Origin of the sequence: Kerstersia gyiorum (assembly GCF_004216755.1) — a bacterium.
In the GTDB taxonomy this organism is placed as follows: Bacteria; Pseudomonadota; Gammaproteobacteria; order Burkholderiales; family Burkholderiaceae_B; genus Kerstersia; species Kerstersia gyiorum.
In genome coordinates this window covers 17,848-32,744 of sequence record NZ_SGWZ01000008.1, presented here as the reverse complement: position 1 = coordinate 32,744, position 14,897 = coordinate 17,848, and the positions used below count along the sequence as shown (strand labels likewise).

The 14,897-nt window shown below is 62.9% G+C and carries 15 protein-coding genes; 6 read left to right on the top strand and 9 right to left on the bottom strand.

All coding sequences use genetic code 11. The features are described 5' to 3' along the window. Window positions 1–79 precede the first annotated feature (79 nt). The 9 genes from phoU to EV679_RS16860 all read right to left on the bottom strand — a co-directional run bounded on the left by phoU (window position 80) and on the right by EV679_RS16860 (window position 7,493). Window positions 80–835: a phosphate signaling complex protein PhoU gene (phoU, locus tag EV679_RS16900; RefSeq protein WP_068374618.1), complete on the bottom strand. Its 756-nt coding sequence runs from the start codon at window positions 833–835 to the stop codon at window positions 80–82. Between the two features lie 226 nt (window positions 836–1,061). Next, window positions 1,062–1,748 (bottom strand): ribose-5-phosphate isomerase RpiA, encoded by a 687-nt coding sequence (gene rpiA / locus EV679_RS16895; protein WP_068374615.1) that lies wholly within the window; start codon window positions 1,746–1,748, stop codon window positions 1,062–1,064. Window positions 1,749–1,816: 68 nt separating this feature from the next. Then, entirely contained in the window at window positions 1,817–2,176 is a 360-nt protein-coding gene (locus EV679_RS16890) for a Spx/MgsR family RNA polymerase-binding regulatory protein (RefSeq protein WP_068374612.1), read from the bottom strand. Beyond that, entirely contained in the window at window positions 2,173–2,976 is an 804-nt protein-coding gene (locus tag EV679_RS16885) for an ABC transporter permease subunit (RefSeq protein ID WP_068374609.1), read from the bottom strand. The genes EV679_RS16890 and EV679_RS16885 overlap by 4 nt, the downstream gene beginning before the upstream one ends. Continuing rightward, complete coding sequence (locus tag EV679_RS16880) at window positions 2,973–3,908, bottom strand: ABC transporter permease subunit (RefSeq protein ID WP_130487914.1); 936 nt, start codon at window positions 3,906–3,908, stop codon at window positions 2,973–2,975. The genes EV679_RS16885 and EV679_RS16880 overlap by 4 nt, the downstream gene beginning before the upstream one ends. After that, window positions 3,908–5,038: an ABC transporter ATP-binding protein gene (locus tag EV679_RS16875; protein ID WP_068374824.1), complete on the bottom strand. Its 1,131-nt coding sequence runs from the start codon at window positions 5,036–5,038 to the stop codon at window positions 3,908–3,910. The genes EV679_RS16880 and EV679_RS16875 overlap by 1 nt, the downstream gene beginning before the upstream one ends. 21 nt (window positions 5,039–5,059) lie before the next feature. Beyond that, window positions 5,060–6,097 carry a polyamine ABC transporter substrate-binding protein gene (locus EV679_RS16870; protein ID WP_242611522.1) on the bottom strand — a complete coding sequence of 346 codons (1,038 nt, stop codon included), beginning with the start codon at window positions 6,095–6,097 and terminating at the stop codon, window positions 5,060–5,062. 249 nt (window positions 6,098–6,346) lie between these two features. Next, on the bottom strand, window positions 6,347–7,009 hold the full coding sequence (locus tag EV679_RS16865) for a 3-deoxy-D-manno-octulosonic acid kinase (protein WP_130487912.1): 663 nt from the start codon (window positions 7,007–7,009) through the stop codon (window positions 6,347–6,349). A gap of 64 nt (window positions 7,010–7,073) precedes the next feature. After that, a complete protein-coding gene (locus EV679_RS16860) occupies window positions 7,074–7,493 on the bottom strand; it encodes a group II truncated hemoglobin (RefSeq protein ID WP_068374603.1) in 420 nt (139 codons plus the stop codon). A 224-nt stretch (window positions 7,494–7,717) separates the two neighbouring features. Between EV679_RS16860 and EV679_RS16855 the strand changes: the two genes are divergently transcribed. From EV679_RS16855 to EV679_RS16830, 6 genes are all read left to right on the top strand, one after another. Then, window positions 7,718–8,692, top strand: a complete 975-nt coding sequence (locus EV679_RS16855; RefSeq protein WP_130487832.1) for a TRAP transporter substrate-binding protein — start codon at window positions 7,718–7,720, stop codon at window positions 8,690–8,692. A gap of 119 nt (window positions 8,693–8,811) precedes the next feature. Continuing rightward, a complete protein-coding gene (locus EV679_RS16850; protein WP_127774684.1) occupies window positions 8,812–9,309 on the top strand; it encodes a TRAP transporter small permease in 498 nt (165 codons plus the stop codon). 24 nt (window positions 9,310–9,333) lie between these two features. Further along, window positions 9,334–10,611 carry a TRAP transporter large permease gene (locus EV679_RS16845; protein WP_130487831.1) on the top strand — a complete coding sequence of 426 codons (1,278 nt, stop codon included), beginning with the start codon at window positions 9,334–9,336 and terminating at the stop codon, window positions 10,609–10,611. 210 nt (window positions 10,612–10,821) lie between these two features. Next, window positions 10,822–12,228, top strand: coding sequence for an MBOAT family O-acyltransferase (locus EV679_RS16840; protein ID WP_130487830.1), 1,407 nt, complete (start codon window positions 10,822–10,824; stop codon window positions 12,226–12,228). Further along, window positions 12,215–13,588, top strand: a complete 1,374-nt coding sequence (locus tag EV679_RS16835) for an SGNH/GDSL hydrolase family protein (RefSeq protein WP_130487829.1) — start codon at window positions 12,215–12,217, stop codon at window positions 13,586–13,588. The genes EV679_RS16840 and EV679_RS16835 overlap by 14 nt, the downstream gene beginning before the upstream one ends. Next, window positions 13,585–14,856 carry a GDSL-type esterase/lipase family protein gene (locus tag EV679_RS16830; RefSeq protein WP_068374584.1) on the top strand — a complete coding sequence of 424 codons (1,272 nt, stop codon included), beginning with the start codon at window positions 13,585–13,587 and terminating at the stop codon, window positions 14,854–14,856. The genes EV679_RS16835 and EV679_RS16830 overlap by 4 nt, the downstream gene beginning before the upstream one ends. The last annotated feature ends 41 nt before the right edge of the window (window positions 14,857–14,897 follow it).

The window sequence follows — 14,897 nt, the reverse complement described above, 5'->3', positions numbered from 1 at the left end:
TGGCAACCGGGCAGCGCGCCTGCAGGCCTCTTGGCCTATCCCTCCCCTGCCACTCGACGGCGGCAGGGAAGGCCCGGCATCAGGACTGCGTATTGTTGCTGTCGCTGGCCTGTTTCTCGTGAATGCTGATGGGTTCTTCGCCCGCCGCCGTGCGCTCGGCATTCTTGACACCGGTATGGCGCACATCGGCGCCATGCACCATGTAGATCACACGCTCTGCCATGTTTTTGGCATGATCGCCGATGCGTTCCAGCGCACGCGCGACAAAAATCATGTCGATGGCGCGCGAGATGGTACGCGGGTCCTCGATCATGTAGGTGATCAGATGGCGCAGGGCCGCCTTCCACTCACGGTCGACTTCCTTGTCGCTGCGCACCACGGCGGCGGCCTGGACCGCATCCTGGCGGGCAAAGGCGTCCAGCGTCTGGCGCAGCATGGTGATCACGCTATTGGCCATGTGGCGCAGTTCGATCACCGGCATGCGATGCTGCTCGGCGTCATGGATGCGGCGCGCCAGCGAGGCGATCTTGTCGGCCTCGTCGCCCGAGCGTTCCATATCGGTCAGCATCTTGGAAACGGCCAGCAAGGTGCGCAGGTCAATGGCGGTCGGCTGGTGCAGGGCCAGCGTCAGGCCGATGCGCTCGTCGATCTCGACCTCGCGGCGGTTCACTTCCTTTTCGCGTTCGCGCACTTTCTCGAACAGCACCGGGTCGTTGCCGGCCAGCGCATCCACCGCTTCGCCGATCATCGCCTCGACGACGCCCCCCATCTGCAGGAATTGGGAACGGATGGTTTCCAGATCCGTCGCAAACTGCCTGTTGGTATGCTCACTCATCCTGTGATCCCTGCCTATTCAAAACGATCCATGTGAAGAACGCCAGCCGTCGGGAAGCGCCCGCGCGATCGCGAAGCGGACAGTGGCCGTATGTCAGAAAGTGATCTTATGACCCAATCATGACAAATTCATGAATGCAACATACGCGTGAATGCAACTTACGCGGGCGTCATCCTCGTGCCCATGGCAACAGCGCAGCACTGAGGTGCCGCGCTGCCCCCGGCTCTCAGCCGCGCGCGCCCGGCAGCAGGCGCTGCACGCCGTCGCTGCCCGCCAACAGCGCCAGGTTCGCGCCGCGCAGCGCGAACAGGCCGCAGGTGACGACACCCGGCAGGTTGTTGATTTCCTGCTCCAGGCGGGCCGGTTCGTTGATTTCCAGGCCGGAAACGTCCAGGATGACATTGCCGTTGTCGGTTACGAAGCCCTCGCGCAACGCCGGAATACCGCCATAGGCACGCAACGCACGGGCCACGGCTTCGCGCGCCATGGGAATGACTTCCACCGGCAGCGGGAAGCGCCCCAGGCGCCGGACCAACTTGCTATCGTCAGCAATGCACACGAATTCGTCCGCCACCGAGGCGACGATTTTCTCGCGCGTCAGCGCGCCACCACCGCCCTTGATCATATTCATGCCAGCGTCGATTTCGTCGGCGCCATCGACATACACCGGCATGTGCTGCACGTCATTGAGATCCAGCACGGCGATACCGTGGCCGGCCAGGCGCTCGGCGCTGCGCACCGAACTGGCCACCGCGCCGCGGAAGCGGCCGGCATAGCGTGCCAGGCCGTCGATGAAAAGATCCGCCGTGGAACCCGTGCCCACGCCGATGATGACATCCGCGCCCAGCATGGGTTCGATATAGGCCAAGGCGGCATCGGCCGCTTGCTGCTTGAGTTGTTGCTGCGACAACATGAATGAAACCTGTCAGTCAGAAAAAAACATCATACGCCCGGCACGCCGAAACAGCGGCCCGGCACCGTCTACGCAGGCAGGAAACGCGCCGCATAGGTGGCTTCACGGAAACCGACGCCAACCTTGCCGTCGCCATCGACCGCCACGGGACGGCGCACCAACGCCGGATAGTCGGCAATCAGGGCCAGCCAGGCGGCGTCATCGGCCGGACTGCGAGCGGATTCGGGCAGGTTGCGCCAGGTCATGGAAGCCCGGTTGACGAGCTTCTCCCAGCCACCCAACTGGGCCGCCCAATCCCGCAACAGTGCCGGGTCCACCGGATGGTCGCGATAATCGACGAACGTGTGCGCCACGCCGTGGCTGTCCAGCCAGGCACGCGCCTTGACGCAGGTGCTGCACTTATTCAGACCGTAAAGGACCAGGCTCATGACGATACCTCCTTGCGTTTCTGCAGGCGGTAGGCAACGAGCACGCAAATACCTACCGCGACAATAAAGATAGTAGCCAGTGCGTTGACCTCGGGCTTGAGCCCCAGGCGCACGCGGGCAAAAATTTCCGGCGACAACAGGGTCGAACCCGGCCCCGACAGGAAGGACGCGATGACGACATCATCGAGCGACAGCGTGAAGGCCAGCAGCCAGCCAGCCGCCAATGCCGGCGCGATCAACGGCAAGGTGATGCGGAAAAATACCGTCAGCGGCGTTGCGCCCAGGTCCAGCGCAGCCTCTTCCAGTGAACGGTCGAATTCACGCAGCCGTGATTGAATGATCACCGCGACATAAGCTGTCGCCAGCACCACGTGGCCCACCCAGATGGTGAACACACCCTGCCCTTCGGGCCAGCCCGTCAGGTTGTGCAGCTCCACGAACATCAGCAGCAGCGAAATCCCCAGGATCACTTCAGGGATCACCAACGGTGCGCTGATCATCGCGACGAACAGGGAAATGCCAGGAAAGCGACGCATGCGCGCCAGCACGTAGCCCGCCCAGGTGCCGATGACGACCGCCATGGTCGCGGTCATCGCCGCCACCCGCAGCGATAGCCAGGCCGCCGACAGCAAGACTTCGTCGTTAAGCAGTTCACGGTACCAGCGCAGCGAAAATCCGCTCCATTTGGTCACCATTTCGGACGCGTTGAACGAAAACACCACCAACGTGAACAACGGCAGGTACAGGAAACCGAAACCCAACGCGAAGCTGAGCAGGCGCAACCAGGGATTGGGCTTCATGCCTTTTCCTCCACGTCGCCCGCCACGCGCATCTGGCGCATCTGGTTGCGCTGGAACCAGACGAAGGGCACCAGCAGGAACAACACCATCACCACGGTAATGGACGCCGCAACCGGCCAGTCGGAGTTGCGCGAGAATTCATCCCAGACCAGACGCCCCATCATCAGCGTATCGGCGCCACCCAGCATTTCCGGAATGACATACTCCCCTACGCAGGGAATGAATACCAGCAACGCACCCGCCACGATGCCGGGCCAGGCCATGGGCAGCGTGACATGGAGGAACGCTGACCAGGGCCGCGCGCCCAGGTCGTAGGCGGCTTCCAGCAGACGGTTGTCGAGCTTCACCAGCGTGGCATAGAGCGGCAGGATGAAAAATGGCAGATAAGCGTAGACCATGCCGACATACACGGCGAAATCCGTGCGGTACATCGGGATGGGCGCGTCGATGATGCCCAGCCACATCAGCAGACTGTTCAGCAGCCCGTCGTTGCGCAGGATGCCCACCCAGGCATAGACGCGCAGCAGCAGCGAGGTCCAGAACGGCAGGATCACCAGCAACAGCAGCAGGCCGCGCACCGCCGGAGCGGAACGCGCAATGTAGTAGGCCAGCGGAAAGCCGATCAGGATGCACCAGAGAGTGGTTACCGCCGCCATCTTGAGCGAATTCAGGTAGGTGGCGACATACAGCGAATCGTTGAGCAACAGCAGGTAGCCGCGCAGGTGCAGGGAGACATGCAGCGCCTCTTCCTTGAATTCGGCCAGCGCCGTATAGGGCGGCAGGCCGAAATCCTGGTCGGCAAAGCTGATCTTCAGCACCAGCAGGAAAGGCACCAGCAGGGTCAGTGCCAGCCACAAATAGGGCGGCACGATGGCCAGCAGCCGAGAAAGGCTGGGCAGGCCCGAGCGCTCACGGCGCCAGCGCTTGAACATCATGATGCCAGCACCACGCCACTGTCGGCGTCCCAGGTGATAAAGACCTCGTCGTCGATGCCGGGCGCATCTTCGCGCGCCAGCATCAGGCCGGGCACGCTGGCTTCCACCACTTTGCCGGAATCCAGCCGGATCTGGTACAGCGCGTAACTGCCCAGCCAGGCCATATGGCTGACCACGCCGCGCGCCCAGTTGACCTCGCCTGGCGGTTGCTCGCGGCGCACCAGCACGCTTTCCGGGCGCAACGAAACGTAGACATCCATGCCCAGCGGCTCGCTGATGCCATGGTTGACGTATAGACGCCGCCCCAGTTCCTCGCACTCGATAGCGACATGGTCCGGCTCGTCAACGACGATTGTGCCAGTGAAAATATTGGTCGAACCAATGAAACTCGCGACGAAACGCGAATTCGGGAAGGCATAGACATCCTGCGGCGTGCCGCACTGGACGATCTCGCCATCGGTCATCACCGCCAGGCGATCGGCCATGGTCATGGCTTCTTCCTGGTCATGCGTCACCATGATGCAGGTCACACCCACCTGGTTGAGGATACGCACCAGCTCGATCTGCGTCTTCTGGCGAATCTGCTTGTCCAGCGCCGACATCGGCTCGTCGAGCAGCAACAGCTTGGGCCGCTTGACCAGGCTGCGCGCCAGGGCCACCCGCTGCTGCTGTCCACCAGAAAGCTGGTTGGGCTTGCGCTTGGCGTAAGGCACCATTTGCACCAGGTCCAGCGCTTCATAGACACGCTCGTGGATTTCCGCCGGGTCCACGCCCTCCTGCTTGAGGCCGAAAGCCACGTTGGCCTCGACCGTCATGTGCGGAAACAGCGCGTAGGACTGAAACATCATGTTCACCGGGCGCCGGTATGGCGGCACTCGGGCAATATCCACGCCATCGAGCAGGATCTGCCCGGATGTGGGCTGCTCAAAACCGGCCAGCATGCGCAGCAGCGTCGACTTGCCGCTGCCCGAACTGCCCAGCAAGGCAAACAGCTCGTTGCGCCGTACCGACAGGTTCACCGAACGCACCGCCACGGTCTCGTCGAAGATTTTCACCAGATCGACAAGTTGTACGAAATCATCCGGATCGACAGCAAAGGGCTGCACCGGCACACGGTTTTCCGCCATGATGTTCACTAGCCTGTAAGATCAGCGTCCGGACTTGAGGGAATTCCAGAGCCGGGTCTGCAACTGCTGAATGCGCGGCGGTTGGGGCTTGATGACATACAGCGTCTGGGAAACTTCGGCCGCCGGGTAGATCATCGGGTTGTTCGCCACTTCCGGATTCACGAATTCTCGCGCACTCTTGTTGGCATTGGGATAGAACATGTGGTTGGTGATGGCCGCATGCACCTGGGGCGTTTCGATGTAGTTGATGAAGGCATGTGCCGCATCGACATTGCGCGCATCCTTGGGAATCGCCATGGTATCGAACCAGGCTGGCGCGCCGCCGGCAGGAATGAAGTAATCCACTTCGAACTTCTGGCCCGACGTCTTGGCGCGATGGCGTGAAATCATGACGTCGCCCGAAAAACCATAGACCATGCAGAGGTCGCCGCTGGCCAGCTCGTCGATGTAGCCCGATGAACTGAACTGGCGGATGTACGGACGGATTTTCTTCAGGACCTCGGCGGCCTCCTGGTAGTCATCAGGGTTGCTGCTGTTGGGGTCCTTCCCCAGATAATGCAGCACGGCCGGGAACACCTGCGCCGCCTCGTCGAGGATAGAAATGCCGCAACGCTGCAATTTGGCGGCGTTTTCCGGTTCGAACAGCAGTTTCCAGTCAGCCAGGTCCGCGTCTGCCCCCAGAATTTCCCTGGCCTTGGTCACATTGAAGCCCAGGCCGTTGGTGCCATAGCCCCAGGGGATCAGGTATTCATTACCCGGGTCGACCGTCGCAACCAGCGCCATCAGGTCGGGGTCCAGGTGCTCCCAATTGGGGATCTTGCTCTTGTCGAGCTTCTGGTAAAGGCCGCCCTGGATCTGCCGGGCGGCATAGTGGGTCGACGGCACGACCACGTCATAGCCGGAACGGCCTGCCAGCAGCTTGGATTGCAGCATGTCGTTGCTGTCATAAACGTCGTAGCGGGCCTTGATGCCGGTCGCGGCTTCAAAGCCCGACAAGGTATCCGGCGCCGTGTATTCCGCCCAGTTGTAGACGTTGACGACCTTGTTGTCCTGCGCCATCGCCGACGGCAGCGCCGCCAGCGACAGCGCCACACCGGCCAGCGCGCCCGCGAGCGCACGCCTGCGCGACCCGTTCAGGATTTCTTCCCCCATGATGACCCCCGCGAAAATCCGCATGTGTGAAAAGCCCGAATCATAAAGCTTTTTGCCTGGGAGAACGGGCAAAAATGTGAAGAAATCCGCTCGGTTTCCTGCAATCCGCCTGGCCAGGCAACGCGCCTGTGGTGCGAATCGCCAGCGCTTCCAGGGTCAGCCCGTGGTGCAGTGCATGTAGGCGCCGGAGAAAACCTGCCAGGCCTGGCCCCCCTCCACCTCGCCGCCGACCTTCAGGAACGAACGCCTCAGGCGTGCCAGGGTCTCGCGCCGCTGGGCCTCGTCCAGCCCCAGGCGCCCACGGTCCATGTCTATGATCCAGGACGCGCCCGTGGCGTCGAACAGCAGGTTGTAGACATTCAGATCGGCATGATAGACGCCGGCCTGGTGCATATCGAAGACCGCGCGCGCCGCCAGCGTCAGTGCGCAACGGTCCGCCAGACGCTTGGCCAACGGCACGGCGCCGGGAATGCGGCGCGTCAACAACGCCGCCCGATACCAGGGACCGGTACGCCAATAGCCGGCCGCCAATACCTGCGGCACCGGCAACCCTGCCGCACGCATGCCGGCCATCAAACGGAATTCGCGGAACGGCCGGGTGAAATCTTCCCCCTGCCACAGATAGCGGTCGCGATTGATGCGCGCCAGCAAGCCGCCACGGCGATAGCCGCGCAGCACGCCAGCACCGAAATCTCCTTCCACATACCAGGCGGCCTGCCGACCGCCCGCCCCGACCGGCTGCGCACCTGGGGGCGGCACCAGCCAGTGCGGCCCGGCCTGCGCGCCTTTGCCGGACAGGGCCTGCGGATCATAGATCATCGCACCGCCGCGCCAGCGCACGATGGCTTCGCCAGTGGGACTGAGCGCCGGCGCGGACTGCAGCTCAGCCTTCACGGTTACGCATCCAATCGGCCACGCCGAAAAAAGTATGGACCAGGCGGTCGACCAGCGGCGCGGGCACATTCTCGTCCACCAACGCCCGGCCCATGCAGGCCACCCATTGGTCGCGCTCGGTCGTTCCAATGGGAAACGGCAGGTGGCGGGCGCGCAGGCGCGGATGGCCAAAACGGCTGATATAGAGATCAGGGCCGCCGAAATAGCCACTCAGGAACCAGAACAATTTGTCGCGCGCCTCGTCCAGGCTGGGTCCATGCACGGCGCGCAACTCGCGGAAGTCGTCTTCCAGGTCCATCAGGTCATAGAATCGGTCTACGATACGCCGCACGCCGGTCTCGCCACCCAGATGCTCGTACAGACTGCGGCTGGTGTCATAGGGCTCGAAAATGGGTTGCACACGACTCATGAGAAACCTTGCATACCATGCGTAGTATTATTATTAAGATATTACAGCTGCCGCCGGTTCGGCGTGATCCGCATGGTAACCGATGCGCGGCCAGCTCCTGGGGACTGCTGCACGATGGCCCTTCCCCTCTGCTGCACTGAAAAAATTCAGGCTCCCGTCGCGCTGCCCATCCCTTTCCCAGCGCCGCAGGCTGCCGCCCCCTCAGGATCAGGAGCAAACTCATCATGCGTAAGAACTGGCTTGCCATCGCCATGGCATCCGTCGCCATCGTCGCCACCGCCCCGGCCAGCGCCGCGGCCCCTCTGAAGATGGCCTATGCGTTGTCGCAGCAATCCCATTATGGCGCCGGCGGCGAGGCATTCGCGCAATCCCTCGCTAAATCGAGCGACGGCCGCTACACCGTGCAGCAATTCGCCAACAGTGCGCTGGGCGGCGAACGCGAAGTGCTGGAAGGCCTGCAACTGGGCACCATCGACCTGGCCATCGTTTCGACCGGCGCCACGCTGAACTTCGTGCCCTCCACCGGCGTCTTCGACATTCCCTTCCTGCTGCGCGACCTGGACCATGCCCGTACCGTGCTGGACGGCCCCATCGGCGAAGGCATGCTGGAAGACTTTTCCAAGCGCGGCCTGGTCGCGCTGGCCTGGGGCGAACAAGGTTTCCGCCACCTGACCAACAACGTGCGTCCGGTCAGCAAGCCTGAAGACGCCAAGGGCCTGAAGATCCGCGTCACCGAAAACCCCGTGCACATCGCCGCCTTCCGCGAAATCGGCATGCTGCCCACGCCCATGGCCTGGCCTGAAGTGGCCACCGCCCTGCAGCAAGGCACCATCGACGGCCAGGAAAACCCGCTGTCGGTCATCGTTTCGGCCAAGCTGTCGCAAATCCAGAAGTACCTCTCGCTGACGTCGCACGTGTACGCGCCCACCGTCATCATCGTTTCGCCCTCCGTCTATGAAGGCCTGAACGATGCCGACAAGGCGCTGTTCAAGCAGGCCGCCGTCGATGGGGCCAAGGCCATGCGCGACTACGTCGACAATGTCGAGAAGAATGGCCTGGAGCAGCTGCGCGGCGAAGGCATGCAGATCACCACGGAAATCGACCGCGAGGCATTCCAGCAAGCAGTCCAGCCGGCCTACAAGGATTATGAAAAGCGCTATGGCGCCGACCTGATCAAGGCCATCCAGGACACCAAGTAATCCGGCACTGACCCGGATCCCGGGGAATGGGCATGGCCGATGCCGCCATGCCCGCCTCCGAGCCATGCCCGGCGTTGCGCTGCAACTTCGGGCGTTTCTCTTCCTGAAACACTGTCATCATGCGTCTGCTCTGCCTGTTCGACCGCGTCCTTTTCCGCGCTGTCTCTCTCATTACCCAGGTGTTGCTGCTCGTCGCCGTCGCGACCGCCTTTTACCAGGTGATCACGCGCTTCGTCCTGCAGGCCCCCTCCGACTGGAGTGAAATCCTGACCCGCGCCGTCCTGATCTGGACCGTCATGCTCGGCATCTCCCTGGCCTTCCGGCACGGCGCCATGATCAGCGTCGAGATGCTGCGCGAACGCCTGACGGGGCGGCCCCGGCGTATTCTGGAATGGGTGCTGGCCCTCATCTGTGCCGGCTTCCTGCTGTTCCTGGCCTGGATTGGCGGGCAAATGACCCACCGTGTCCGGTTCCAGAGCATGCCCAGCCTGGATATCTCGATTTCCTGGATCTATCTGTCCATTCCCGTGGGCACGACCCTGGCCGCCATTGCGGTCTTTGCCCGCCTGTTCGACCGCGATGCCGCTGCGCCCGAGCGCAACGATGCACAAGGTTGATGGACTGAATACGGAATCCTCGCCATGTCCCAATTAATGATCGTTTCGATGCTGGTGTTTTTCGGGCTGTCCATCCCGATCGCCGTCTCCATCGGCCTGTCCAGCCTGCTGGGTGTCGCATCCAGCAACCTGACCTGGCTGGTGGTGGCGCAACAGCTGTTTGCCGCACTGGACAAGTACCCGTTGGTCGCCATTCCCTTCTTCATCCTGGCCGGCAACCTGATGGAAGCCGGCGGTATTTCCGCCCGTATGGTGGATTTCGCCAAAAGCCTGGTCGGCGGCATGCAGGGCGGCCTGGCCTGCACCTGCGTCCTGACCTGCATGATCTTCTCCGCCGTCGCGGGCTCCAGTGTCGCCACCACCTTCGCGGTCGGCGCCATCCTGATCCCCGCCATGGCGCGGCACGGCTACCCGGTACCATTCGCGGCATCGCTGCAGGCGGCATCGGCGGAACTGGGGGTCATCCTGCCGCCGTCGATCCCGATGATCCTGTATGCGGTCTCGACGGAAACCTCCACGGGTGAACTGTTCATCGCTGGCGTCATCCCCGGCCTGCTGATCGGCTTCGCGCTGATGGCCTATGCCTGGTTCTACGCCCGCCGCAACGGCCTGGGCAAGCATGACGGCGAAGGCCGCCTGTCGGTCTGGCCTGCCTTCAAGCGCGCCTGGTTGGCGCTGCTGATGCCCGTCATCATTCTCGGCGGCATCTATGGCGGCATCTTCACGCCTACCGAGGCGTCAGTGGTGGCAGTGGTCTATGCGCTGTTCGTGGGCATGTTCATCTACCGGCAAATGAACGTGAAGCAGTTTTCCCGCGTGCTGCACCGCTCGGTGATTTCCACGGCGGTCATCATGTTCATCATCGCCAATGCGGGCGTCTTCAGCTTCCTGCTGAACCGCGCCGGCGTGCCAGACATGCTGGGCGCCTGGCTGAGCACACTGTTCTCCGACAGCTTCACCTTCCTGCTGGGCATCAACGTCGCGCTCTTCGTGGTCGGCATGTTCATCGAGACCTCGGCCTCGATCGTGGTGCTGGCGCCGCTGCTGCTGCCGGTAGCCATGCAGTTCGGCATCGACCCGGTGCACTTCGGCGTCATCATGATCGTGAACCTCGCGCTGGGCATGATCACGCCGCCGCTGGGCGTGAACCTGTTCGCCGCCTGCGCCATCGCCAAGATCTCCCTGGAACGGCTGATGAAGCCCCTGATACCGCTGGTCATCGTTGTGCTGCTGTGCCTGATGGTGATCACGTACATCCCCGGCATGTCGCTGTGGCTGCGGGACCTGGCCTACAGCCGCTGAGTCCCCGGCATGCCGCCGCCCGCGCTCCCTGCAGGGCCGGCGGCATGCCAGAATCTTTCTTTATCTAGGCATCGGTAACCAGGCATTTCCCCGGCGGTTACCCCGCCTAAAGCGTTGTATCATGCCGGCGTCCCAATAATAAGCAAACGTTAAGATAAGCGACGCCGCCTGCCTGCCAAGCGTGCGCCAGCATCGCGGGCGCCCCGGCTTATGAATTTCCTCTCACTTGAATTCTCGGTTTTCTTCCTGCTCTTCCTGCTGCTGTATTGGGCATGCAAAGCACTGCCGGGAATACAGAACAGTTTCATCCTGCTGGCCAGCTACTACATCCTGGCCAGCTTCCATCCCTATTTCGCACTGGTTCTGGCCGGCTACACGCTGGGCATCCATGCCTGCGCCCTGCTCATCACACGATGGCGCGTGCATGGCAAGCTGGCGCTAGGCCTGTCGATCACGCTGGCCATCGCCAATCTGGCCTTCTTCAAGTATTTCGACTTTTTCAGCGAAAACATCAATACCCTGTTGTTGGCGCTGGGCCTGAAGCACATGCTGCCGGCGCTGCAAGTCATGGTGCCGCTGGGCATTTCGTTCTACACCTTCCATTCGATCAGCTACCTGGTCTCGCTGCAGCGCGGCGAGTTCAAGCCGGTGCGTGTGGACCAGCTCGCACTGTTTCTGGCGTTTTTCCCCAGCGTCATCGCCGGCCCGATCAACCGGGCCAGGGATTTCCTGCCCCAGATCACCAGCACCGCACCGCGCCAGCTTGACGAGTATCCGCGTGGCCTGCTGCTGATCGCGCTGGGCATACTCAAGGTGGTCTGGCTCAGTGCCGTGCTGGCTGACACCTGGGCCGATCCGGTTTTCGCCAACCCGCTGGAATACCATGCGCTCGATGCCCTGCTCGGGCTGGTGGCCTACAGCTGGCAGATCTACCTGAATTTCTCGGGCTATACCGATCTGGTCACCGGGCTGGCGCTACTACTGGGCTTTCGCCTGCCCATCAACTTCGACGCGCCTTACGCCGCGACCAACCTGCGCCATTTCTGGTCACGTTGGCATATCAGCCTGTCCACCTGGATTCGCGACTACCTGTATATCCCGCTGGGCGGTTCACGCAAGGGTTTTTCCCGCACCCAGGCCAACTTGATGATCGCCATGGTGCTGTCGGGCCTCTGGCACGGCGCCAGTGTCAACTTCCTGGCCTGGGGCGCGATCCATGGCCTGGGCATGATCCTGCTGAACTGTGGCGACCGCCTGTTCGGACGCGACCGGCTGAGCGGTCTTTCACCGCTGCTGGCAAATACCGCCACCGTGCTTTACGTGGCATTCGCCTGGATCTTCTTCCGCAGCCAGACACTGGAGCAAAGCACGGACTTCATTCGGGCGCTGTTTTCCAACTTCCAGCAGCCATTGCAATTCAATTCCCCCTTCTACCTGTTGCTGGCCTGGCTGCTGCTGATGCTTTATCCCAGGCTGGCGCAGCTGACCCGACAACTGCTGGCACGCACCGGACAGACGCCTTGGGTATTGCAGCCGTTCGTTCTGGTCGCCCTGGTGTGGATAGGCATGACACTGTCGCCTCCCGGCATTCCCGGTTTCATCTATGCGAAATTCTAGTCCGGCGCCGGTACGCCGGCCGTTTTTCAAGCTGCTCTACACACTGCTGCTGACCGCTGCCGCGCTGGTATGGCTGATGCAGAATTCCATCAGCAACTACTGGCTGGAGGTGTATCACCGCGACCCCGGCATTCCGGCGTTCCAGGCCTCGGCACTGTGGCAGACCGGTGGTGAACTGCAACGCGACTGGATGCACTACCAGGACGCAGGCAGCGCCGCCTTGCACCGTTTCGACGATGCCATGCGTGAGCGCATCAACCAGACATGGCTGACGCCGCCACGCCAGGCGCAACAGGCTACCGTGCGCGGTATGGAGGCCCGCCCCGCGCGGCCAGCGTCGGAAGCGGCCGCCCCCCCTGCCGCTGCCGTGCCAGCCCCCGCACAGGAACCGCCATCGACAGTGCCAGCAGAAACAGTGCTGGACGCCCATGAGTACCCCTGGTCAGTGCTGCCTGAGCCGGCGGCGCTACCTGAATCCGGCGTGCTTACCTCGCTGGTACGTGACGACACAATGCCGCTGAAAGCACGGCACAACACCCTGGACGCATGGCCTGCCGGCCAGCCTGACGCGGCCCCCGACAGCCTGGTGGCAGCGAGCCGCAACGCGGGCCCGGCCGCAGGCATCGGTAATGAAGCAAGCCGCACGACGACGGAGGAAGCAGGCACGTCTGCCCCCCCCGATCTGTTCCTGCCCCCCCCACCGCAGGTATTGCTACAAGCCGGCGACACCGTGTTTTTCGTCGGTGATTCGATGATGCAAGGGGTGGCACCGCATGTCCGCAAACAGCTCTTCAAAGAGCATGGCATCGAGAGCCTGGACCTCAGCAAGCAAAGCAGCGGATTGGCTTATACTGGCTTCTTCAATTGGCCGGCCACCGTCGAGCAGACGCTCACCAGTCATCCTGACATCCGGCTGATGGTGGTATTTCTCGGCCCCAATGACCCCTGGGACTTCCCCCTGGCGCGAGGCCAGCCTTTCCTTCGATTCAAGTCGCCGGAATGGGAAGCCGCTTATCGCGAACGCATCCGTGCCTTGCTCGAAAGCGCGCGCGAACATCAGGTCCATGTCATGTGGCTGGAAGTCCCGGCCATGAAAAAGAATTCACTCAAACAGTCCATGGACTACCTGAACACCCTGTATGCCTCGGAAGTCGCCCATGCCGGCGCCCAGTTCATTCCTACCAATCTGCTACTGGGCAACGAGAACGCTGCGTACTCGACCCACGTACAGGTCGGCGATCGCCGTGTCAAGGTGCGTATCGACGACGGCATCCACTTCACGGTGGCGGGCCAGCGCCTGATCGCCGAAGCGGTGCTGGCTCGCATCGACGTCCTGCCTGCGCCGGACTCAGCCCAATGAGCGCCCTGCCTGCGCGCCGCTGGCTTGCCCCCCTGTTGCTCGCGCTGGCACTGTCCAGTGGCTGCAACCCCTACCATCCACAGCTGGCGGCGGCAGCCGAACCCGCCGCACCACCCAAGGCAGCCCCGCCGCTGGCCCATGACATCCCCCCTGTCGGTACTTCCGGCCTGACGGACTTCGGCGACCCTAACCGCGAACGCCTGATCGCGAATTTCCGCGCCCGCCAGGCCGGCGCCGCCGCTGGCACCCTGTCCATCGTGCAGCTAGGCGATTCACACACGGCGTCGGATACCTTCACCTCCGGCCTGCGCCGCACGCTGCAGGCCTCGCTGGGCAATGCCGGCATCGGCTGGATCGCACCCATGGACATACGCGGCCAGAGCCACATGCTGGTCAAGGTCCGCTCCACCCACTGGCAGCTCACCTCCAGCCGTACCGAAGAACACCCGCATTTCCCGCTGGGCGGCAATATCGCCATGCCCACCAGGGAGGGCGCCCGCATCCGCATTGAACTGCGCCAGCCCGATACTTCGCTGTACCGTGCCTCCTTCCTGGTGCGCCAGACCACGACCGGTCCCGCGCTGCTTGTCGAGGATGCACGCGGCAGGCGCCAGCCCCTGGCCCCACGCCAGCCCGGCGAAGGCTGGCAACGCGTCACCGTGGACGTGCGCCTGCCGTTTTCCATTACTGCGCCTCGCGCCCAGGGCGCTCAGCTGGGCGGCATCTGGCTGGAGAAAACGGGCAGCAATGGCGTCATCGTTTCCCCCGTCGGCACCAATGGCGCCCGGCAGACCATCTTTGAAAAATGGTCGCCGGGCTGGCTGGAGCAATTGCAGGCCACCCATGCAGACCTGATCATCCTGGCCTACGGCACCAATGAGTCCTTTGACGACAAGTTGCTTGCCGAGGACATGGCCACCAGCCTGCGCGCCGGTATCCGCCAGATACGGCGCGCCCTGCCCGACGCAGCCGTCCTGATCGTCGGCATCCCCGACGCCATGGATCGCGCCCGGCCCGCGCCGGCCAGTTGCCAGGACCGCAGGCCCGCCATGCACGACACCGTGCGCCGCGTGCAGTGGGAAGTGGCACGCGAGGAAAAAACCCTGTTCTGGGACTGGAAACAGGCCATGGGCGGCGCCTGCCCCATGCTGGAATGGCAGCAGCGCGAATGGGTGGGCAAAGACCTGGTGCACTTCACCATGGAAGGCTACCAGGAAAGCAGCCGCCGCTTCCTTTCGGATTTCTTCGGTTTCCTGAACCAGCCCTGATGCGGGCACAGGCCCAGGGCCTGAAAACTCTCGCCAGGCGA

Bases quoted from the DNA above. Each gene is read 5' to 3' on its own strand.
- phoU (WP_068374618.1), bottom strand. From the start codon at position 835: ATGAGTGAGCATACCAACAGGCAGTTTGCGACGGATCTGGAAACCATC.
- rpiA (WP_068374615.1), bottom strand. From the start codon at position 1,748: ATGTTGTCGCAGCAACAACTCAAGCAGCAAGCGGCCGATGCCGCCTTG.
- EV679_RS16890 (WP_068374612.1), bottom strand. From the start codon at position 2,176: ATGAGCCTGGTCCTTTACGGTCTGAATAAGTGCAGCACCTGCGTCAAG.
- EV679_RS16885 (WP_068374609.1), bottom strand. From the start codon at position 2,976: ATGAAGCCCAATCCCTGGTTGCGCCTGCTCAGCTTCGCGTTGGGTTTC.
- EV679_RS16880 (WP_130487914.1), bottom strand. From the start codon at position 3,908: ATGTTCAAGCGCTGGCGCCGTGAGCGCTCGGGCCTGCCCAGCCTTTCT.
- EV679_RS16875 (WP_068374824.1), bottom strand. From the start codon at position 5,038: ATGGCGGAAAACCGTGTGCCGGTGCAGCCCTTTGCTGTCGATCCGGAT.
- EV679_RS16870 (WP_242611522.1), bottom strand. From the start codon at position 6,097: ATGGCGCAGGACAACAAGGTCGTCAACGTCTACAACTGGGCGGAATAC.
- EV679_RS16865 (WP_130487912.1), bottom strand. From the start codon at position 7,009: ATGATCTATGATCCGCAGGCCCTGTCCGGCAAAGGCGCGCAGGCCGGG.
- EV679_RS16860 (WP_068374603.1), bottom strand. From the start codon at position 7,493: ATGAGTCGTGTGCAACCCATTTTCGAGCCCTATGACACCAGCCGCAGT.
- EV679_RS16855 (WP_130487832.1), top strand. From the start codon at position 7,718: ATGCGTAAGAACTGGCTTGCCATCGCCATGGCATCCGTCGCCATCGTC.
- EV679_RS16850 (WP_127774684.1), top strand. From the start codon at position 8,812: ATGCGTCTGCTCTGCCTGTTCGACCGCGTCCTTTTCCGCGCTGTCTCT.
- EV679_RS16845 (WP_130487831.1), top strand. From the start codon at position 9,334: ATGTCCCAATTAATGATCGTTTCGATGCTGGTGTTTTTCGGGCTGTCC.
- EV679_RS16840 (WP_130487830.1), top strand. From the start codon at position 10,822: ATGAATTTCCTCTCACTTGAATTCTCGGTTTTCTTCCTGCTCTTCCTG.
- EV679_RS16835 (WP_130487829.1), top strand. From the start codon at position 12,215: ATGCGAAATTCTAGTCCGGCGCCGGTACGCCGGCCGTTTTTCAAGCTG.
- EV679_RS16830 (WP_068374584.1), top strand. From the start codon at position 13,585: ATGAGCGCCCTGCCTGCGCGCCGCTGGCTTGCCCCCCTGTTGCTCGCG.